The 14,026-nt window shown below is 53.2% G+C and carries 11 protein-coding genes and 3 tRNA genes; 8 read left to right on the forward strand and 6 right to left on the reverse strand.

The features are described from left to right. The first annotated feature begins 477 nt into the window (after nucleotides 1–477). Entirely contained in the window at nucleotides 478–1,986 is a 1,509-nt protein-coding gene (locus C3708_RS17350; RefSeq protein ID WP_199184162.1) for an anion permease, read from the forward strand. Nucleotides 1,987–2,041: 55 nt separating this feature from the next. Continuing rightward, nucleotides 2,042–3,691: a class I fumarate hydratase FumA gene (gene fumA / locus C3708_RS17355; RefSeq protein ID WP_103949757.1), complete on the forward strand. Its 1,650-nt coding sequence runs from the start codon at nucleotides 2,042–2,044 to the stop codon at nucleotides 3,689–3,691. 65 nt (nucleotides 3,692–3,756) lie between these two features. On the opposite strand, the gene C3708_RS17360 is transcribed toward fumA, so the two are convergent. Then, complete coding sequence (locus C3708_RS17360) at nucleotides 3,757–4,155, reverse strand: DUF350 domain-containing protein (RefSeq protein WP_103949758.1); 399 nt, start codon at nucleotides 4,153–4,155, stop codon at nucleotides 3,757–3,759. Between the two features lie 231 nt (nucleotides 4,156–4,386). On the opposite strand from C3708_RS17360, the gene C3708_RS17365 reads away from it, so the two are divergent. Then, the gene (locus C3708_RS17365; protein WP_103949759.1) at nucleotides 4,387–5,094 is read left to right on the forward strand and encodes a hypothetical protein; all 708 of its coding nucleotides are present in this window, start codon (nucleotides 4,387–4,389) and stop codon (nucleotides 5,092–5,094) included. Between the two features lie 167 nt (nucleotides 5,095–5,261). On the opposite strand, the gene C3708_RS17370 is transcribed toward C3708_RS17365, so the two are convergent. Further along, nucleotides 5,262–5,351 (reverse strand) — tRNA-Ser (locus C3708_RS17370). Nucleotides 5,352–5,444: 93 nt separating this feature from the next. On the opposite strand from C3708_RS17370, the gene mtfA reads away from it, so the two are divergent. The 3 genes from mtfA (at nucleotide 5,445) to C3708_RS17385 (ending at nucleotide 7,224) form a co-directional block, all read left to right on the forward strand. Next, complete coding sequence (mtfA, locus tag C3708_RS17375) at nucleotides 5,445–6,242, forward strand: DgsA anti-repressor MtfA (RefSeq protein WP_103949760.1); 798 nt, start codon at nucleotides 5,445–5,447, stop codon at nucleotides 6,240–6,242. A gap of 100 nt (nucleotides 6,243–6,342) precedes the next feature. Further along, a tRNA-Asn gene (locus C3708_RS17380) sits at nucleotides 6,343–6,418 on the forward strand. A 107-nt stretch (nucleotides 6,419–6,525) separates the two neighbouring features. Then, complete coding sequence (locus C3708_RS17385; protein WP_103949761.1) at nucleotides 6,526–7,224, forward strand: RluA family pseudouridine synthase; 699 nt, start codon at nucleotides 6,526–6,528, stop codon at nucleotides 7,222–7,224. Nucleotides 7,225–7,236: 12 nt separating this feature from the next. Here C3708_RS17385 and C3708_RS17390 read toward each other — a convergent pair whose 3' ends face one another. Next, on the reverse strand, nucleotides 7,237–7,776 hold the full coding sequence (locus tag C3708_RS17390) for a DUF2058 domain-containing protein (RefSeq protein WP_103946142.1): 540 nt from the start codon (nucleotides 7,774–7,776) through the stop codon (nucleotides 7,237–7,239). Nucleotides 7,777–7,976: 200 nt separating this feature from the next. Between C3708_RS17390 and C3708_RS17395 the strand changes: the two genes are divergently transcribed. After that, nucleotides 7,977–8,828, forward strand: coding sequence for an aldo/keto reductase (locus C3708_RS17395; protein ID WP_103949762.1), 852 nt, complete (start codon nucleotides 7,977–7,979; stop codon nucleotides 8,826–8,828). A gap of 51 nt (nucleotides 8,829–8,879) precedes the next feature. On the opposite strand, the gene cbl is transcribed toward C3708_RS17395, so the two are convergent. Then, nucleotides 8,880–9,830 (reverse strand): HTH-type transcriptional regulator Cbl, encoded by a 951-nt coding sequence (cbl, locus tag C3708_RS17400; RefSeq protein WP_095282536.1) that lies wholly within the window; start codon nucleotides 9,828–9,830, stop codon nucleotides 8,880–8,882. 96 nt (nucleotides 9,831–9,926) lie between these two features. Then, nucleotides 9,927–10,844: a nitrogen assimilation transcriptional regulator NAC gene (gene nac / locus C3708_RS17405; RefSeq protein WP_095282537.1), complete on the reverse strand. Its 918-nt coding sequence runs from the start codon at nucleotides 10,842–10,844 to the stop codon at nucleotides 9,927–9,929. A gap of 322 nt (nucleotides 10,845–11,166) precedes the next feature. Here nac and C3708_RS17410 point away from each other — a divergent pair. Further along, nucleotides 11,167–11,242, forward strand: a tRNA-Asn gene (locus tag C3708_RS17410). A gap of 76 nt (nucleotides 11,243–11,318) precedes the next feature. Here C3708_RS17410 and C3708_RS17415 read toward each other — a convergent pair. Further along, entirely contained in the window at nucleotides 11,319–14,015 is a 2,697-nt protein-coding gene (locus C3708_RS17415) for a cation-transporting P-type ATPase (RefSeq protein ID WP_095282538.1), read from the reverse strand. Nucleotides 14,016–14,026: the final 11 nt, after the last annotated feature.

Consider the following 14,026-nt stretch of genomic DNA (forward strand, 5'->3'; position numbering starts at 1 on the left):
TATTTAATCCCTGCAATAACATTATTACTACATTGGTGTTATTGATATTAGGGTGATGCGTTCACAATAATATAAACATCGTTAACCTTTTAGTTACTTTTTTATTTGACACAAAACAATCCAACGCATTGATTAATAATGGTTATTTATTTAATAATCATTTTTACGCATTATCTATTCAACGATTTCAAACAGTCGACAGGGATAATATCCACATAACTCAATGTGGTTATTTTAATTAGTATAAAAATACTCCTGCATTTCTATTTTATTGATCGCGATCAATTCCACTGGCATCGAAAGGCGCAGTATATAAACATCATCAATTTTTAATTTAACGCATCGTGAATCGCGTTAAATCGCTATTTACGAAATAACCAGAACGCACCTTAAATAACTAAAGAAAGTAAATAAATTAAAAAAGGCGCAGCGTTATTTCTTCAAAACCGAATTTTTGACAACTTAAGAAGCAAACCTATGAATGATAAAACAGCTGTAACGCCCCCAGTGGCGAGCAAGCCGAAAGACGGAAACAACAAACGTCTGCTAATGATGGCACTGCCGATCATTGTTGCCGTGCTGCTCCTGTTTGTGCCGGTTCCTGAAGGGCTGCCACCTTATGCCTGGCACTACTTCGCTATCTTTGTTGGTGTGATCGTCGGTTTAATCTTCGAACCGCTGCCGGGTGCCGTGATTGGCCTGACCGGTGTCGTCGCCATCGCACTGTGTAGCCAGTGGGTGCTGTTCAGCCCGGAACAACTGGCTGATCCGAAATTCAAACTGGCCGGTGCTTCCTTTAAATGGGCGGTGAGCGGCTTCGGTAACTCTACTGTATGGCTGATTTTCGGCGCATTCATGTTCGCCGCGGGCTACGATAAAACCCGTTTCGGCCGCCGTCTGGCGCTGATTCTGGTGAAATATCTCGGCCGTCGCAGCCTGACACTGGGTTACGCGATCACCTTCGCCGATCTGCTGCTGGCCCCGTTCACTCCATCCAACACGGCGCGCAGCGGCGGGACTATCTACCCGATCATCGCTAACCTGCCGCCGCTGTACGGTTCAAAACCGAACGACCCAAGTTCACGTAAGATTGGCTCTTATCTGATGTGGGTGGCAATCACCGCGGCCTGTATCACCAGCTCCATGTTCCTCTCTGCGCTGGCGCCTAACCTGCTGGCTCTGGCGCTGGTGAAAAGCATCGTTGGCATCAACATCTCCTGGGGTACCTGGTTCATCGCCTTCTTGCCAGTGGGCGTGCTGCTGATTCTGGTGATGCCGCTGCTGGCCTACTGGTTCTACCCGCCAGAAGTCAAAATCAACGACGAAGTGCCGCTGTGGGCGTGTCGTGAACTGGAGAAACTGGGCAAACTGTCGCGTAACGAAATCCTTCTGCTGGTCTTCGTATGCTGTGCGCTGATGATGTGGATTTTCGCCGCCGCGTGGATTGAACCGGCCCTGGCTGCCCTGCTGATTGTTGGCCTGATGCTGTGGACCGGCGTGCTGGAGTGGAACGACATCACCGGCAACAAAGCCGCGTGGAACACTTTTGTCTGGTTCGCCACCTTAGTGGCCCTTGCGGATGGCCTGTCCTCCACCGGCTTCATCGCCTGGCTGGGTAAAGAAGGCGGCCTGCTGATGAGCGGTATCTCGCCGGGTGTTGCGACTATCGTCCTGCTGCTGGCGTTCTACCTGCTCCATTACCTGTTTGCCAGCACCACCGCGCACACCACCGCACTGCTGCCCGCGATGCTGACTATCGCCGCGACTATCCCAGGCATCAACATGGAAGTGTTCGTCCTGCTGATGGTGACCTCGCTGGGTATCATGGGGATTATCACCCCGTACGGCACCGGCCCAAGCCCGATTTACTACGGCAGTGGCTACCTGCCAACCAAAGACTACTGGCGCCTCGGCACCATCTTTGGCGCCATCTTCCTGGCGGCCCTGCTGCTGATTGGTTATCCGTGGATGTCCATGATGTTCTGATTCTTAACCGCCGGGGGACACCCTCCGGCGGTTTAATTTTATGGAGTGATACGCAATGTCGAACAAAGCCTTTTACTATCAGAATCCCTTCCCCCTCGCACACGACGACACCGAATACTATCTGCTGACCAAAGAGCATGTGTCTGTTGCCCACTTTAACGGCCAGGAAATTCTTCAGGTCGAGCCCGAAGCTCTGACTTTACTCGCTCAACAGGCGTTTCACGATGCCGCATTTATGCTGCGCCCTTCGCACCAGAAACAGGTTGCGGCGATCCTGAACGACCCACAAGCCAGCGAGAACGATAAATACGTTGCCCTGCAGTTCCTGCGCAACTCTGAAATCGCGGCCAAAGGCGTGCTGCCGACCTGCCAGGACACCGGCACGGCGATCATCATGGGTAAAAAAGGCCAGCGCGTCTGGACCGGCGGCGGTGACGAAGCGGCCCTGAGCCAGGGCGTGTACAACACCTACATCGAAGATAACCTGCGCTACTCTCAGAACGCGGCGCTGGATATGTATAAAGAGGTGAACACCGGCACCAACCTGCCGGCGCAGATTGACCTCTACAGCGTGGACGGAGATGAATACAAGTTCCTGTGCATGGCGAAAGGCGGCGGTTCCGCCAATAAAACCTACCTCTATCAGGAAACCAAAGCGCTGATCACCCCGGCCAAATTGAAAAATTACCTGGTCGAGAAGATGCGTTCCCTGGGAACAGCGGCTTGCCCTCCATACCATATCGCCTTTGTGATTGGCGGAACTTCCGCGGTAAGCACCCTCAAAACGGTGAAACTGGCTTCGACTCGCTACTACGACGGCCTGCCGACGGAAGGTAACGAACACGGTCAGGCGTTCCGCGATGTTCAGCTGGAACAGGAGCTGCTGCTGGAAGCGCAGAACCTGGGTCTGGGTGCGCAGTTCGGCGGGAAATACTTCGCCCACGATATCCGCGTGATCCGTCTGCCGCGTCACGGTGCTTCCTGCCCTGTCGGCATGGGAGTCTCCTGCTCGGCCGACCGTAACATCAAAGCCAAAATCAACCGCGACGGCATCTGGATTGAGAAGCTGGAACACAATCCGGGCCAGTATATTCCTGAATCACTGCGCCAGCAGGGTGAAGGCGAAGTGGTCAGCATTAACCTGAATCAGCCAATGAGTGAAATCCAGGCGCAACTCTCTGCTCACCCAGTTTCCACCCGTCTGTCCCTGAATGGCACCATTATCGTGGCGCGTGATATCGCCCATGCGAAGCTGAAAGAGTTGCTGGATAACGGCGAAGAACTGCCGCAGTACGTGAAAGATCACCCGATCTACTACGCGGGCCCGGCGAAGACACCTGAAGGGTATGCTTCTGGCTCTTTAGGCCCAACTACCGCAGGGCGTATGGACTCGTATGTGGATTTACTGCAATCCCACGGTGCGAGCATGGTGATGCTGGCGAAAGGCAACCGCAGCCAGCAGGTGACAGACGCATGCCACAAGCACGGCGGTTTCTACCTCGGCAGCATTGGCGGCCCGGCGGCGGTACTGGCGCAAAACAGCATTAAGAGTCTGGAGTGCGTGGCGTATCCTGAGCTCGGAATGGAAGCCATCTGGAAAATTGAAGTCGAGAACTTCCCGGCGTTTATCCTGGTGGATGACAAAGGCAACGACTTCTTCCAGCAGATCCAGAACAAGCAGTGCGCGGGCTGCGCGCAGCGCTAAGTCGTCCTAAAACTAAAAAGCCAGGCATCGCTGCCTGGCTTTTTTATTTCCGTAATGCGTCGTCTCTACCAGGTCATACACGCCGCATTAAGAATGCCGCCCGCCAAAGCAAAAACGCCCATGAACACACCCGCAGCAATATGATTACTGGAAATCTTTTCTCCCAGCGCTGGCATGTAAAGCCTGACCCCTGCGTAAATCAGAAGCTGTACGACAAAGGCCACGCCGCCCCAGATAAGATAATCCAGAATACTGACCGAATTCACTGCCGCGCTGGAGAGAGGAATGACAAAACCCAGCAGCGTTCCGCTGAATGCCAGGGCAGCCGCTGCGTTATTATCTTTAATCAACTGCCATTCATCGTGTGGCGTCACTTTGGTGTAGACAAAAAGAAAAACAATCACCATTGCCACGCCGATAAAAAAGTAGGCTGAAAAGGCCAATAAAGCATCCAGGATGTGCATATTATCCCCTAAGCAGAAAAAAATTATTTTAACTTATCATTAGATTTCGCAACTGTTTGTTTACCTCTTTTTACGTTGCTCTCCGCATTTATATGCGCCAGTCGCGACGGGCTGAATAAGTTCCACAATACCTTACGTAAGCCGAAGAGTTATTTACACTTCTACACTCTCCCTTCCCTACAATCAGGCGCAGTAAACACAGGCAGCCATGTAAAAACAGAAACGCGGTAAATGTTTAATTTCTTAAGGTTTCAAATGAAGATCATGCACCGGACCGCCTCTCTTTTCCCCCTTCTGCTACCGATGACCGTGACGGCTGCCCCTACGCCTGTCGAAAAAACTGATTATTTCAGCAAAATTAGCTTTCACTCCCCCAGCATGCCGGGGTTCCGTACTGCAGATATGTTGACGACCGGTTTTACCGGAGCGCATGTCACGATGAGCAGTAATAGCAAATTTCTCAATCTCAACGATCTGCAATTTAGCGTGAACTATGACTGGATCAGGATTAAGGCACAGCCTGTGGAAGGACGGGTCCAGCTTCAGATGGTCAGGCAACCGCAGGCTAATGAAAGAGAGATGACGTTAACGCTGAAGAACCTCAAAACAGGTCATACTCAAACTCACGTCTTTCACCTCAATATCTGGCTGACGGGTGACGGCATTCTGGATAAAAACTTCGCCAACGCGCGTGAACACTGTGCCCGTCTGGGCGGCAAGCTGCTGAATACCCAACAGTTCAGAGCAGTTTCTCGACAATGGTTCGGTCTCAGCAGCGGGCAACTACGCACTTTTTACCCTGACGCGGGGATTTTTAATGAACAGATGCAGGCAGGTGACAGTTTCTGGGTGCATGAGGCGAAATCGCTCTATCTGCACACCGGCATGAAAAGCAACAAACGTAACGTCGGGACACTTTGCCGATATGAGTATAAATGACTTAAAAGCTAGAGTTCTCTCTCAAGTTGCATAAAACATCAATGACTTGAGAAAGTACACAGGCTAGACTCCTGCGACCTTCCGCTGCATCTTGATGCTTATTTCAGCCAGAATGACTGATACGGCTGGTTGTCCGAAGAAGGTATGAATAAGATTACGTGATGAAGTGGCGGAGAGAGGGGGATTTGAACCCCCGGTAGAGTTGCCCCTACTCTAGTTTTCGAGACTAGTCCGTTCAGCCGCTCCGGCATCTCTCCGTTTTAGTGGTTGCCATGATGCCAGGTAATTTGGCATTTTAACAGAACCTTATCCTGCATTTTTGTTCAAGTGATGAGTTTGCGAGCGAAGTGATGATTAAGTGGCCCTGGAAATCGAACGAAACCGCACCGAACGCGATTCTCCCGTGGGAAGAGGCGCTGGCAATTCCTGTTCTCGCCAGTCTTGACCCCGACGAGCTCGCCCGACTGGTTCAACTAGCCGATCGTTTTTTACAGCAAAAACGCCTCGTCCCGCTGCAAGGTTTTGAGCTGGATGCGCTCAAAAGCACGCGTATCGCCCTGCTCTTCTGTTTGCCGGTGCTTGAGCTCGGCTTTGAGTGGCTGGATGGCTTCCATGAAGTGCTGATTTATCCCGCCCCTTTCGTCGTCGATGACGAGTGGGAAGATGATATTGGGCTGGTGCACAATCAGCGCGTTGTGCAATCTGGTCAAAGCTGGCAGCAAGGGCCAATCATCCTGAACTGGCTTGATATTCAGGATTCCTTTGATGCCTCCGGTTTTAACCTGATTGTGCATGAAGTAGCCCATAAACTGGACACCCGCAACGGCGATCGCGCCAGCGGTGTACCGTTTATCCCTCTGCGCGAAGTGGCAGGCTGGGAGCATGACTTGCACGCCGCCATGAACAATATTCAGGATGAGATCGATCTGGTGGGTGAAAGCGCGGCCAGCATTGACGCGTATGCAGCGACAGATCCGGCGGAGTGCTTTGCCGTACTGTCGGAATATTTCTTCAGCGCACCTGAACTGTTCGCCCCGCGCTTCCCGGCGTTGTGGCAACGTTTTTGCCATTTTTACCAGCAAGATCCCCTGCAACGTTTGCGTGAAAATGCAGGGTCTGACGGTCATTCGTCTTCTCAAGTACACTAAAACAGCAGGTTGAGTCTTAATTAATCATTTGAATCAGCATGTTGAATTTAGTGTTGACACAAAATGGCGAGGCCATTAACATGCGTCTCGTTCACACGATTCCTCTGTAGTTCAGTCGGTAGAACGGCGGACTGTTAATCCGTATGTCACTGGTTCGAGTCCAGTCAGAGGAGCCATATTTAGAGAAGCCCGCTCAGGGAAACCTGAGCGGGCTTTTTGCTGTATTCGCCAGCGTGCTGATAATTCGTTATGATCGCCCCCCATTCTTGTGCCAGGCCGACTGATGTCCACCATTATCGATACTTTTGTTGCCCCGCCGTGCCATGACGAGATTGACATTCTCTATCAGGACGAGCATCTGCTGCTTATCAATAAACCCAGCGGCCTGCTGAGTCTCTCGGGGAAAAATCCGCAAAACCTCGATTCAGTGCATCACCGGCTGGTAAAGAAGTTCCCCGGCTGCACGCTGGTCCATCGATTAGATTTCGGCACATCCGGGCTGATGGTCATTGCGCGTAATAAAGTCATTAACGCGGCGCTGTGCCAGCAGTTCAGCCAGCGCGTGGTGACCAAGATCTACAGCGCCCTGCTCTGCGGGCATCTGGACAATGACGAAGGGATGATAGACGCGGCGATTGCCAAAGACCCAGCGCTGTTCCCGCTGATGTCGATTTGCGGCGTTCACGGCAAACCCGCTCGGTCCCGCTATCGGGTTATTGAACGAATGAATCGTGAACAGGAAGACGGCACGTTTCTGGCGTTAACGCGAGTCGCGCTAATCCCGGAAACCGGGCGAACCCATCAACTGCGCATTCACTGCCAGCAGTTGGGCCACCCTATTTTAGGCTGCGATCTGTACGGCGGACTTTTGCTGCCAGGCACAGAACAGACGCCACGGCTGATGTTGCACGCCAGCGAGCTGGATTTCGTGCATCCCGTCAGCGGAGAGCGGGTCTGCGCCCGCCATACTCCACCATTCTGAGCACGAAAATCATTACCACATCAAATCGTCAGGAATTTTGAAATCCGCATACGGATCGTCTTCGTCCTGCTCTTCCTGACTCAACGCACTGTTTAAGACAATACTGTCCGCATCGCGCTGGGCAATTTTGTCGGCAACGATCGCGGGGATAATTGCATATTCGCTCTTCCCGCTGGCATCCAACACTAAACGCGCAATCGCCAGACGACCGCTGATCAGCTGCGCCTGTGTGGTCTTATCGACAGCGATTTTTTTGATCAGGTTATTGTCGGTGAAGTTGAAATCGATGTTGCCTCTTGAGATATCGATGCGGTTCATCTCAATCAGCTGCTTCACCTGCGCTTTAAACTCTTTCGCCAGCGTCGCCTGTTTTTGCTGTTCGCTCAGCTGTTTATCACGCTCAAGCTGTGCCTTTTTATTTTCTTCCACCGCTTCTCTGGCCTCGCGAGCCTGAACGCGTGATTTTTTAGCCGTTCTCTGGACTTTAGCTATTTTTTTGCTGGAGACTAATCCGGCTTTGAGCATCTGCTCTTGTAAGGTGAGTTTTGTCATCTTCGTATCTAAACCAGTTGAATAATGAGTGGGATTATACCTGTAATTTTCGAGGCTGTGTCAGTTGCCAGACCGCAACGATGGGTAACATGCGCTCAGAATTCATGAATCAACCTAATAAGGCTTTGCGCATTCTCTCTATTATCGAATAAATCACTCTGCGCTATGCTGGTCATCACACAGAGCGGAAGGAAAAAGTCATGAATACGGTCACACTGAATAACGGTATTGAAATGCCCCTGCTGGGCTTTGGCGTTTTCCAGATGACGGATACCGCCGAATGCGAACGCGCTGTCGTTGATGCCATTGAAACAGGCTATCGTTTGATTGATACCGCCGCTTCCTACCAAAATGAAACCCAGGTCGGTAACGCGCTCAAGCAAAGCGGCATCGCTCGCGAAGAGCTGTTTGTAACCACCAAATTGTGGCTACAGGACACGCATTACGCCGGCGCGAAAGCCCAGTTCGAACGGTCGCTGAATCGTCTGCAGCTGGATTATGTTGACCTGTATCTGATTCACCAGCCTTACGGCGATGTTCATGGTGCCTGGCGTGCAATGGAAGAGTTGCAGCAGGCCGGGAAAATTCGTGCGATTGGCGTGAGTAATTTCCATCCTGACAGGCTTGCCGATCTTATCGCGTTTAATCGAGTGGTTCCGGCCGTCAATCAGATTGAAGTGAACCCCTTCAACCAGCAGCTCCAAGCGGCGCCGTGGATGCAAAGTCGCGGTATCCGGCCTGAAGCCTGGGCACCTTTTGCAGAAGGGAAAAACGGCCTGTTCCAGCACCCTGTTTTAACCGCGATAGGTGAGAAATACGGTAAAAGCGTGGGTCAGGTTGTTCTGCGTTGGATTTTTCAGCGCGGCATTGTCTCGCTGGCAAAATCCGTGCGAAAAGAGCGAATGGTCGAGAACATCAGTATTCTCGATTTTGAACTGAGCGCTGAAGATATGCTGCACATTACCGCGCTTGATACTGCCACCAGCGCATTCTTCTCGCATCGCGATCCGGCGATGGTGGAATGGCTGACGGGGCGCAAGCTGGACGTCTGATTCCGGCGGGTCACATAAAAATGCCTGCGATTAAGCAGGCTTTTTTATGCATCAAATCTGATAATCAATCGCCACTTCTTCCGTCTCCATCACCTGACGCTTAATTTCATCTACCGACAGTCCAGCATTGCACAGTTCGATAAAGCGCCAGACATAGTTGCGTTGCAGTTGCCCACGTTTAAGCCCAAGCCAGACGGTGTTGGCGTCGAAAAGATGGCGCGTATCCAGACGCACCAAATCACCCAGTTCGCGCTCCCCGCCCGACTGCTCCGCGACCAGCCCGATTCCAAGTCCCAGCTCCACGTACGTTTTGATCACATCAGAATCCTGCGCGCTCAGCACAATATCCGGCGTCAGCCCTTTGCGATTAAATGCTTCATCAATGCGCGAGCGCCCGGTAATGCCCTGACGATAGGTAATGAGCGGCCATTTGGCGATATCTTCGAGAGTGAGAGGCGAAACCTGATGAAGCGGATGATCGGCGGGCAAAAGCAGGCTGTGATGCCAGCGGAACCAGGGGAAGGCCACCAGCAGCGGATCGTTACTCAGGCGCTCACTGGCGATACCGATATCCGCCCCGCCGTTTTGCAGCAGCACTTCAATCTCCTGCGGGGTGCCCTGAATCAGCTCCAGACGCACATCCGGGAAAAGCTCACGAAACGCCTTAATCACCGGCGGCAAACTGTAGCGTGCCTGCGTGTGGGTAGTGGCAATGGTCAGCACCCCGGACGCATCGTTGGTGAAAAGATCCGCCAGCCGACGAACGTTGCTGGCTTCGTTGAGAATGCGCTCCGCGATGGTCAGCAGCGCCTTACCGGGCTCGGTCATCCCCAGCAGACGCTTGCCGCGACGGATGAAAATCTCGATCCCCAGCTCTTCTTCCAGCTCGCGGATGTGGCGGCTGACGCCTGACTGAGAGGTGTAAAGCATGTTGGCGACTTCGGTCAGGTTGTAGTCCCGCCTGGCCGCCTCACGGATAATTTTAAGTTGCTGGAAATTCACGATTCACTCCGGCGCATCTGACATGACCCTATTGTTAGAGTCAGCAGACCTGGAGAACAAATAATAAAAACCAGCATCTTATTCCTTTATGGAATATCAGCTCACAAGCTGCAGCTCACGATTCTCCAGCGAAGGACGGCTGACCAGCGACATCAGGATCTCTTTTACCGCCTGCGCCTGCGGCGACAGCGAGCCGCGCGCGGACATATTCAGAGACAGCGGCAGGCTCATGGACGGCGTGGTGATCCGCGCCATCCAACCGTTCGCCGCGCTGCACAGCGAGCGTGCAGCAGATTCCGGCAGAACAGTAACGCCCATTCCGCTGGCAATGGCGGCGGTCAGGGTGGAGATGGAGTCGATCTCACCGATGATTTTTGCGGTCAGACGGCGCAGAGAAAACGCCTCGTCGACGCGCAGACGCACGGCGCTGTAATCGCGAGGTAAGAACAGATTCATCTCAGCGACGGCGGTTAAATCAATACTCTGGCCCGGACAATCCCGCGTGCCGACCAGATACAGGTCTTCTTTCAGCAACGGCTGGCTGGTGATCCCGGCAATCGGCGAGCGATCGTACAGTACCGCCATATCCAGCTGACCGTTCAGCAGCTTATCGTTCAGCACTGACCCGCTGTTTTCATGCAGATAAACCAGCACTTCCGGCAGCTCGGCGCGAACCGCCTGCAGCAGCGGCATGGTAATGGATGAGGCGGCCGTTCCCGGCGCCAGGCCAATCGACACCTGCCCGCTCAGGGTGTGTCCGACGTTGCAGACGGCCAGCTGCGCTTGCTCGCACTGACGTAAAATCGTGCGCGCATGGGTATAGAGGATCTTACCGGCTTCGGTGGGCGTAACGCCACGCTTGGTGCGGATCAACAGCTGCTGGTCCAGTTCACCTTCCAGAGTGGCCACCTGCTGGCTCAGTGCAGGCTGTGCAATATGCAGCACTTCTGCGGCCTGAGTCAGGCTACCGATATCGACGATTTTTACGAAGTATTTCAGTCGTCTTAAGTTCATTTTGCCCCCTGTTAAAATACAGTGCCGGTACTGGCGCTCATTGTTGTTAAGCGTTTTTGCAAGATGGGTGCCAGTTTTTACAGGAGGAACGATGAGTGTGCTAAGCGGCTGAAAATAAGGAAATCTAATCACTCAACGCAGTTTGATGACTGAAACAGCGGTTTAGGATCTGCCCCATAAGAGGTATGCCTGCACCACAATCGTGCGTTTTTGCTGAGAAAGGGAACACTTTGCTGAAATTGTCAGCAAACGATCACACGAGGCCGATCTCTCCTTTGACAAGCGTTATCGGGGTCGATAATATGCGCCCCGTTCACACGATTCCTCTGTAGTTCAGTCGGTAGAACGGCGGACTGTTAATCCGTATGTCACTGGTTCGAGTCCAGTCAGAGGAGCCAAATTTGAAAAGCCTGCTTTTAAAGCAGGCTTTTTGCTTTTCTGCGCCAGGTAAATTGCCTTACCCGGCCTAAAACGCTAACGTTTCGCTTCTACCCGCCATTTCCTCGTTAACGGCTTTTCGACCTCAACAATCAAGAACATCACGAACCCGATAATAAAGGTGATCACCCAGTAGCGGAACGGCAGGGATTCTGTACCAAACAGCATCTGCATAAACGGTGCGTAAATAATCAGCAGCTGTAACACCAGCAGCACCCCACTCACAATCCAGATCCCCCGGTTCGCCAGCAGGCCTTTGCTCAACGAGAATCCGTCAGAGACGCGGCAGTTCAGCATGTAGAACCATTGCGCCGTCACCAGCGTTTGCAACAATACGGTGCGGATAAACTCCGGTGAATAACCGCGCGGTTGCAGCCAGGCTTCCAGCACAAATGCGCTGACGGCGATCATTGAGCCGACAAACACCACGCGCCAGATGGCAAACCCGTCCATCACATGCAGATTCGGATTGCGCGGTGGACGTTTCATAATGTTCGGTTCACCGGCTTCAAACGCCAGGCCAAACGACAGCGTGGCGGAGGTCGCCATGTTCATCCACAGGATCAGTACCGGCGTCAGCGGAATAAGATTACCCGCCAGCAAGGCAATAATAATCAGCAGCCCCTGCGCCAGGTTGGTCGGCATGATAAACAGAATGGTTTTTTTCAGGTTATCGTAGACCCGACGGCCTTCCCGAACCGCACTGGCGATGGTGGCGAAGTTATCGTCCGTTAGCACCATATCCGCCGCTTCTTTGGTCACCTCCGTGCCTTTGATGCCCATCGCGATACCGACATCAGCCTGCTTCAGGGCAGGCGCATCGTTGACGCCATCCCCGGTCATCCCGACCACTTCTTTCTTACTTTGTAGGGCCTGCACCAGGCGGAATTTATCCTCCGGGCTGGTACGGGCAAAAATATCAAATTTCTGCGCGGCTTCGCTCAACTGATGATCGTCCATCACCTCCAGTTCACGCCCGGTAATCGCACTCCCGGCATTGCCGATTCCCAACATTTGCCCGATGCTCATCGCCGTTTGCGGATGGTCGCCGGTGATCATTTTCACGCGAATCCCCGCCCGCAAGCAGTCGCCGATGGCGGTAATGGCCTCCGGTCGCGGCGGGTCCATCATCCCGGCGATACCGAGCAGAATAACGCCCTGCTGCAAATCCGGATGGTCAAGGGTGGTTTGCTCAAAGCCCGCCGGTTTCCAGGCCGCCGCCACCATGCGTAAACCTTCGCGGGCATACTCCTCGATCTGCGCTTCCCAGTAGGGCTGATTGAGCGGCTCAAGCCCGGATTCCGTCTGCTGATGCTGGCAAAGTCGGAACAGCACGTCCGGTGCACCGGTGATGAGAATCATCTCTTCATCACCGATGCGGTGTAGCGTCGACATGTATTTGTACAGGGAATCAAACGGGATTTTGCTGCGCAGCTCCGTCTGCACAGGCGGAAGCGGGACTTTAGCAGCCAGCACCTTCAACGCCCCTTCGGTCGGCCCGCCGGTGATTTTCCACAGCCCCTGCTCGTCTTTCATCAACTGGCTGTCGTTACACAGATCAACGGTGCGCAAATAACGTTCCAGTAGTGAACCGTGAGCCACCGTCACCGGCGTCGGATCGTCAATCGGATGAATATTTCCCACCGGCTCATAGCTGTCGCCTTCGACGCGATAAATTTTATCCGCCGTGATCACCGCCTTGACGGTCATCTCGTTCATGGTCAGGGTGCCGGTTTTATCGGAGCAAATCACCGTCATCGCACCCAGGGTTTCGACCGTCGGCAGTTTGCGGATAATCGCTTTCTGCTTCGCCATCGTCTGCACGCCGAGCGACAGGATAATCGAGATAATCGCAGGCAGACCTTCCGGGACTGAGGCTACCGCAAGGCTAATCAGGGACAACATCAGTTCGGAAACCGGCATATCGCGGAACAGCAGGCTGAAGACAAACAGGGCCGCCATCATCACCAGGATAATAATGAAAATGGCTTTGCCGAGTTTATCCATCTGCACCAGCAGCGGCGTGCGGTGTTTTTCAATATCCGCCATCATCTGATTGATGTGGCCCAGCTCCGTCTCGCCTCCCGTTGCGACCACAATCCCTTTACCACCGCCGGAACTGACGGTAGTGCCAGAGAACAGTAGATTGGTGCGATCCCCCAGCGGTAATTCCCCTTCCAGCCTGTCGGTGCCTTTTTCCACCACCGTGGATTCACCCGTCAGAATGGCCTCTTCCACCCGCAGGTTGTGCGCTTCAATGACTCTCAGGTCGGCGGGAATGCGATCGCCTGCGCGAATGACCACGATATCGCCCGGTACCAACGCGGTGGTAGGAATTGTTTCATGATTCCCCTGACGAACCACAACGGCCTCGCTGGAGAGCATATTGCGGATGCTCTGAAGGGATTTTTCTGCATTACTTTCCTGAATATGGCCGATCAGCGCATTGATGACCGCCACGCCCAAAATCACCAGTGTATCGACCCAATGGCCCATGACGGCGGTCAGCACTGCCGCCGCCAGCAGGACATAAATCAGTACATCGTTGAAATGGGCTAAAAAACGCAGCCACGCGGGCTTTCCCGGTTTTTGCGGTAAGGCATTTTCACCGTACTGTGTCAGGCGCGCCGCCGCGTCCGCGCCGGTAATTCCGTCTGCTGAGCTGTTGGTTTGTGCCAGGGTTTCTTCTACGGAGAGCCGGTAAAAAGGTTGGCCCGGTTTATCTGTATTCATCAATCCGTCCT

The sequence above is a fragment of the Lelliottia sp. 7254-16 genome, assembly GCF_002922995.1.
Taxonomy (GTDB): Bacteria; Pseudomonadota; Gammaproteobacteria; order Enterobacterales; family Enterobacteriaceae; genus Enterobacter; species Enterobacter jeotgali.

Excerpts from the sequence above, each read along its gene's own strand:
- C3708_RS17350 (WP_199184162.1), top strand. The coding sequence starts at position 478 with ATGAATGATAAAACAGCTGTAACGCCCCCAGTGGCGAGCAAGCCGAAA.
- fumA (WP_103949757.1), top strand. The coding sequence starts at position 2,042 with ATGTCGAACAAAGCCTTTTACTATCAGAATCCCTTCCCCCTCGCACAC.
- C3708_RS17360 (WP_103949758.1), bottom strand. The coding sequence starts at position 4,155 with ATGCACATCCTGGATGCTTTATTGGCCTTTTCAGCCTACTTTTTTATC.
- C3708_RS17365 (WP_103949759.1), top strand. The coding sequence starts at position 4,387 with ATGTTTAATTTCTTAAGGTTTCAAATGAAGATCATGCACCGGACCGCC.
- mtfA (WP_103949760.1), top strand. The coding sequence starts at position 5,445 with ATGATTAAGTGGCCCTGGAAATCGAACGAAACCGCACCGAACGCGATT.
- C3708_RS17385 (WP_103949761.1), top strand. The coding sequence starts at position 6,526 with ATGTCCACCATTATCGATACTTTTGTTGCCCCGCCGTGCCATGACGAG.
- C3708_RS17390 (WP_103946142.1), bottom strand. The coding sequence starts at position 7,776 with ATGACAAAACTCACCTTACAAGAGCAGATGCTCAAAGCCGGATTAGTC.
- C3708_RS17395 (WP_103949762.1), top strand. The coding sequence starts at position 7,977 with ATGAATACGGTCACACTGAATAACGGTATTGAAATGCCCCTGCTGGGC.
- nac (WP_095282537.1), bottom strand. The coding sequence starts at position 10,844 with ATGAACTTAAGACGACTGAAATACTTCGTAAAAATCGTCGATATCGGT.
- C3708_RS17415 (WP_095282538.1), bottom strand. The coding sequence starts at position 14,015 with ATGAATACAGATAAACCGGGCCAACCTTTTTACCGGCTCTCCGTAGAA.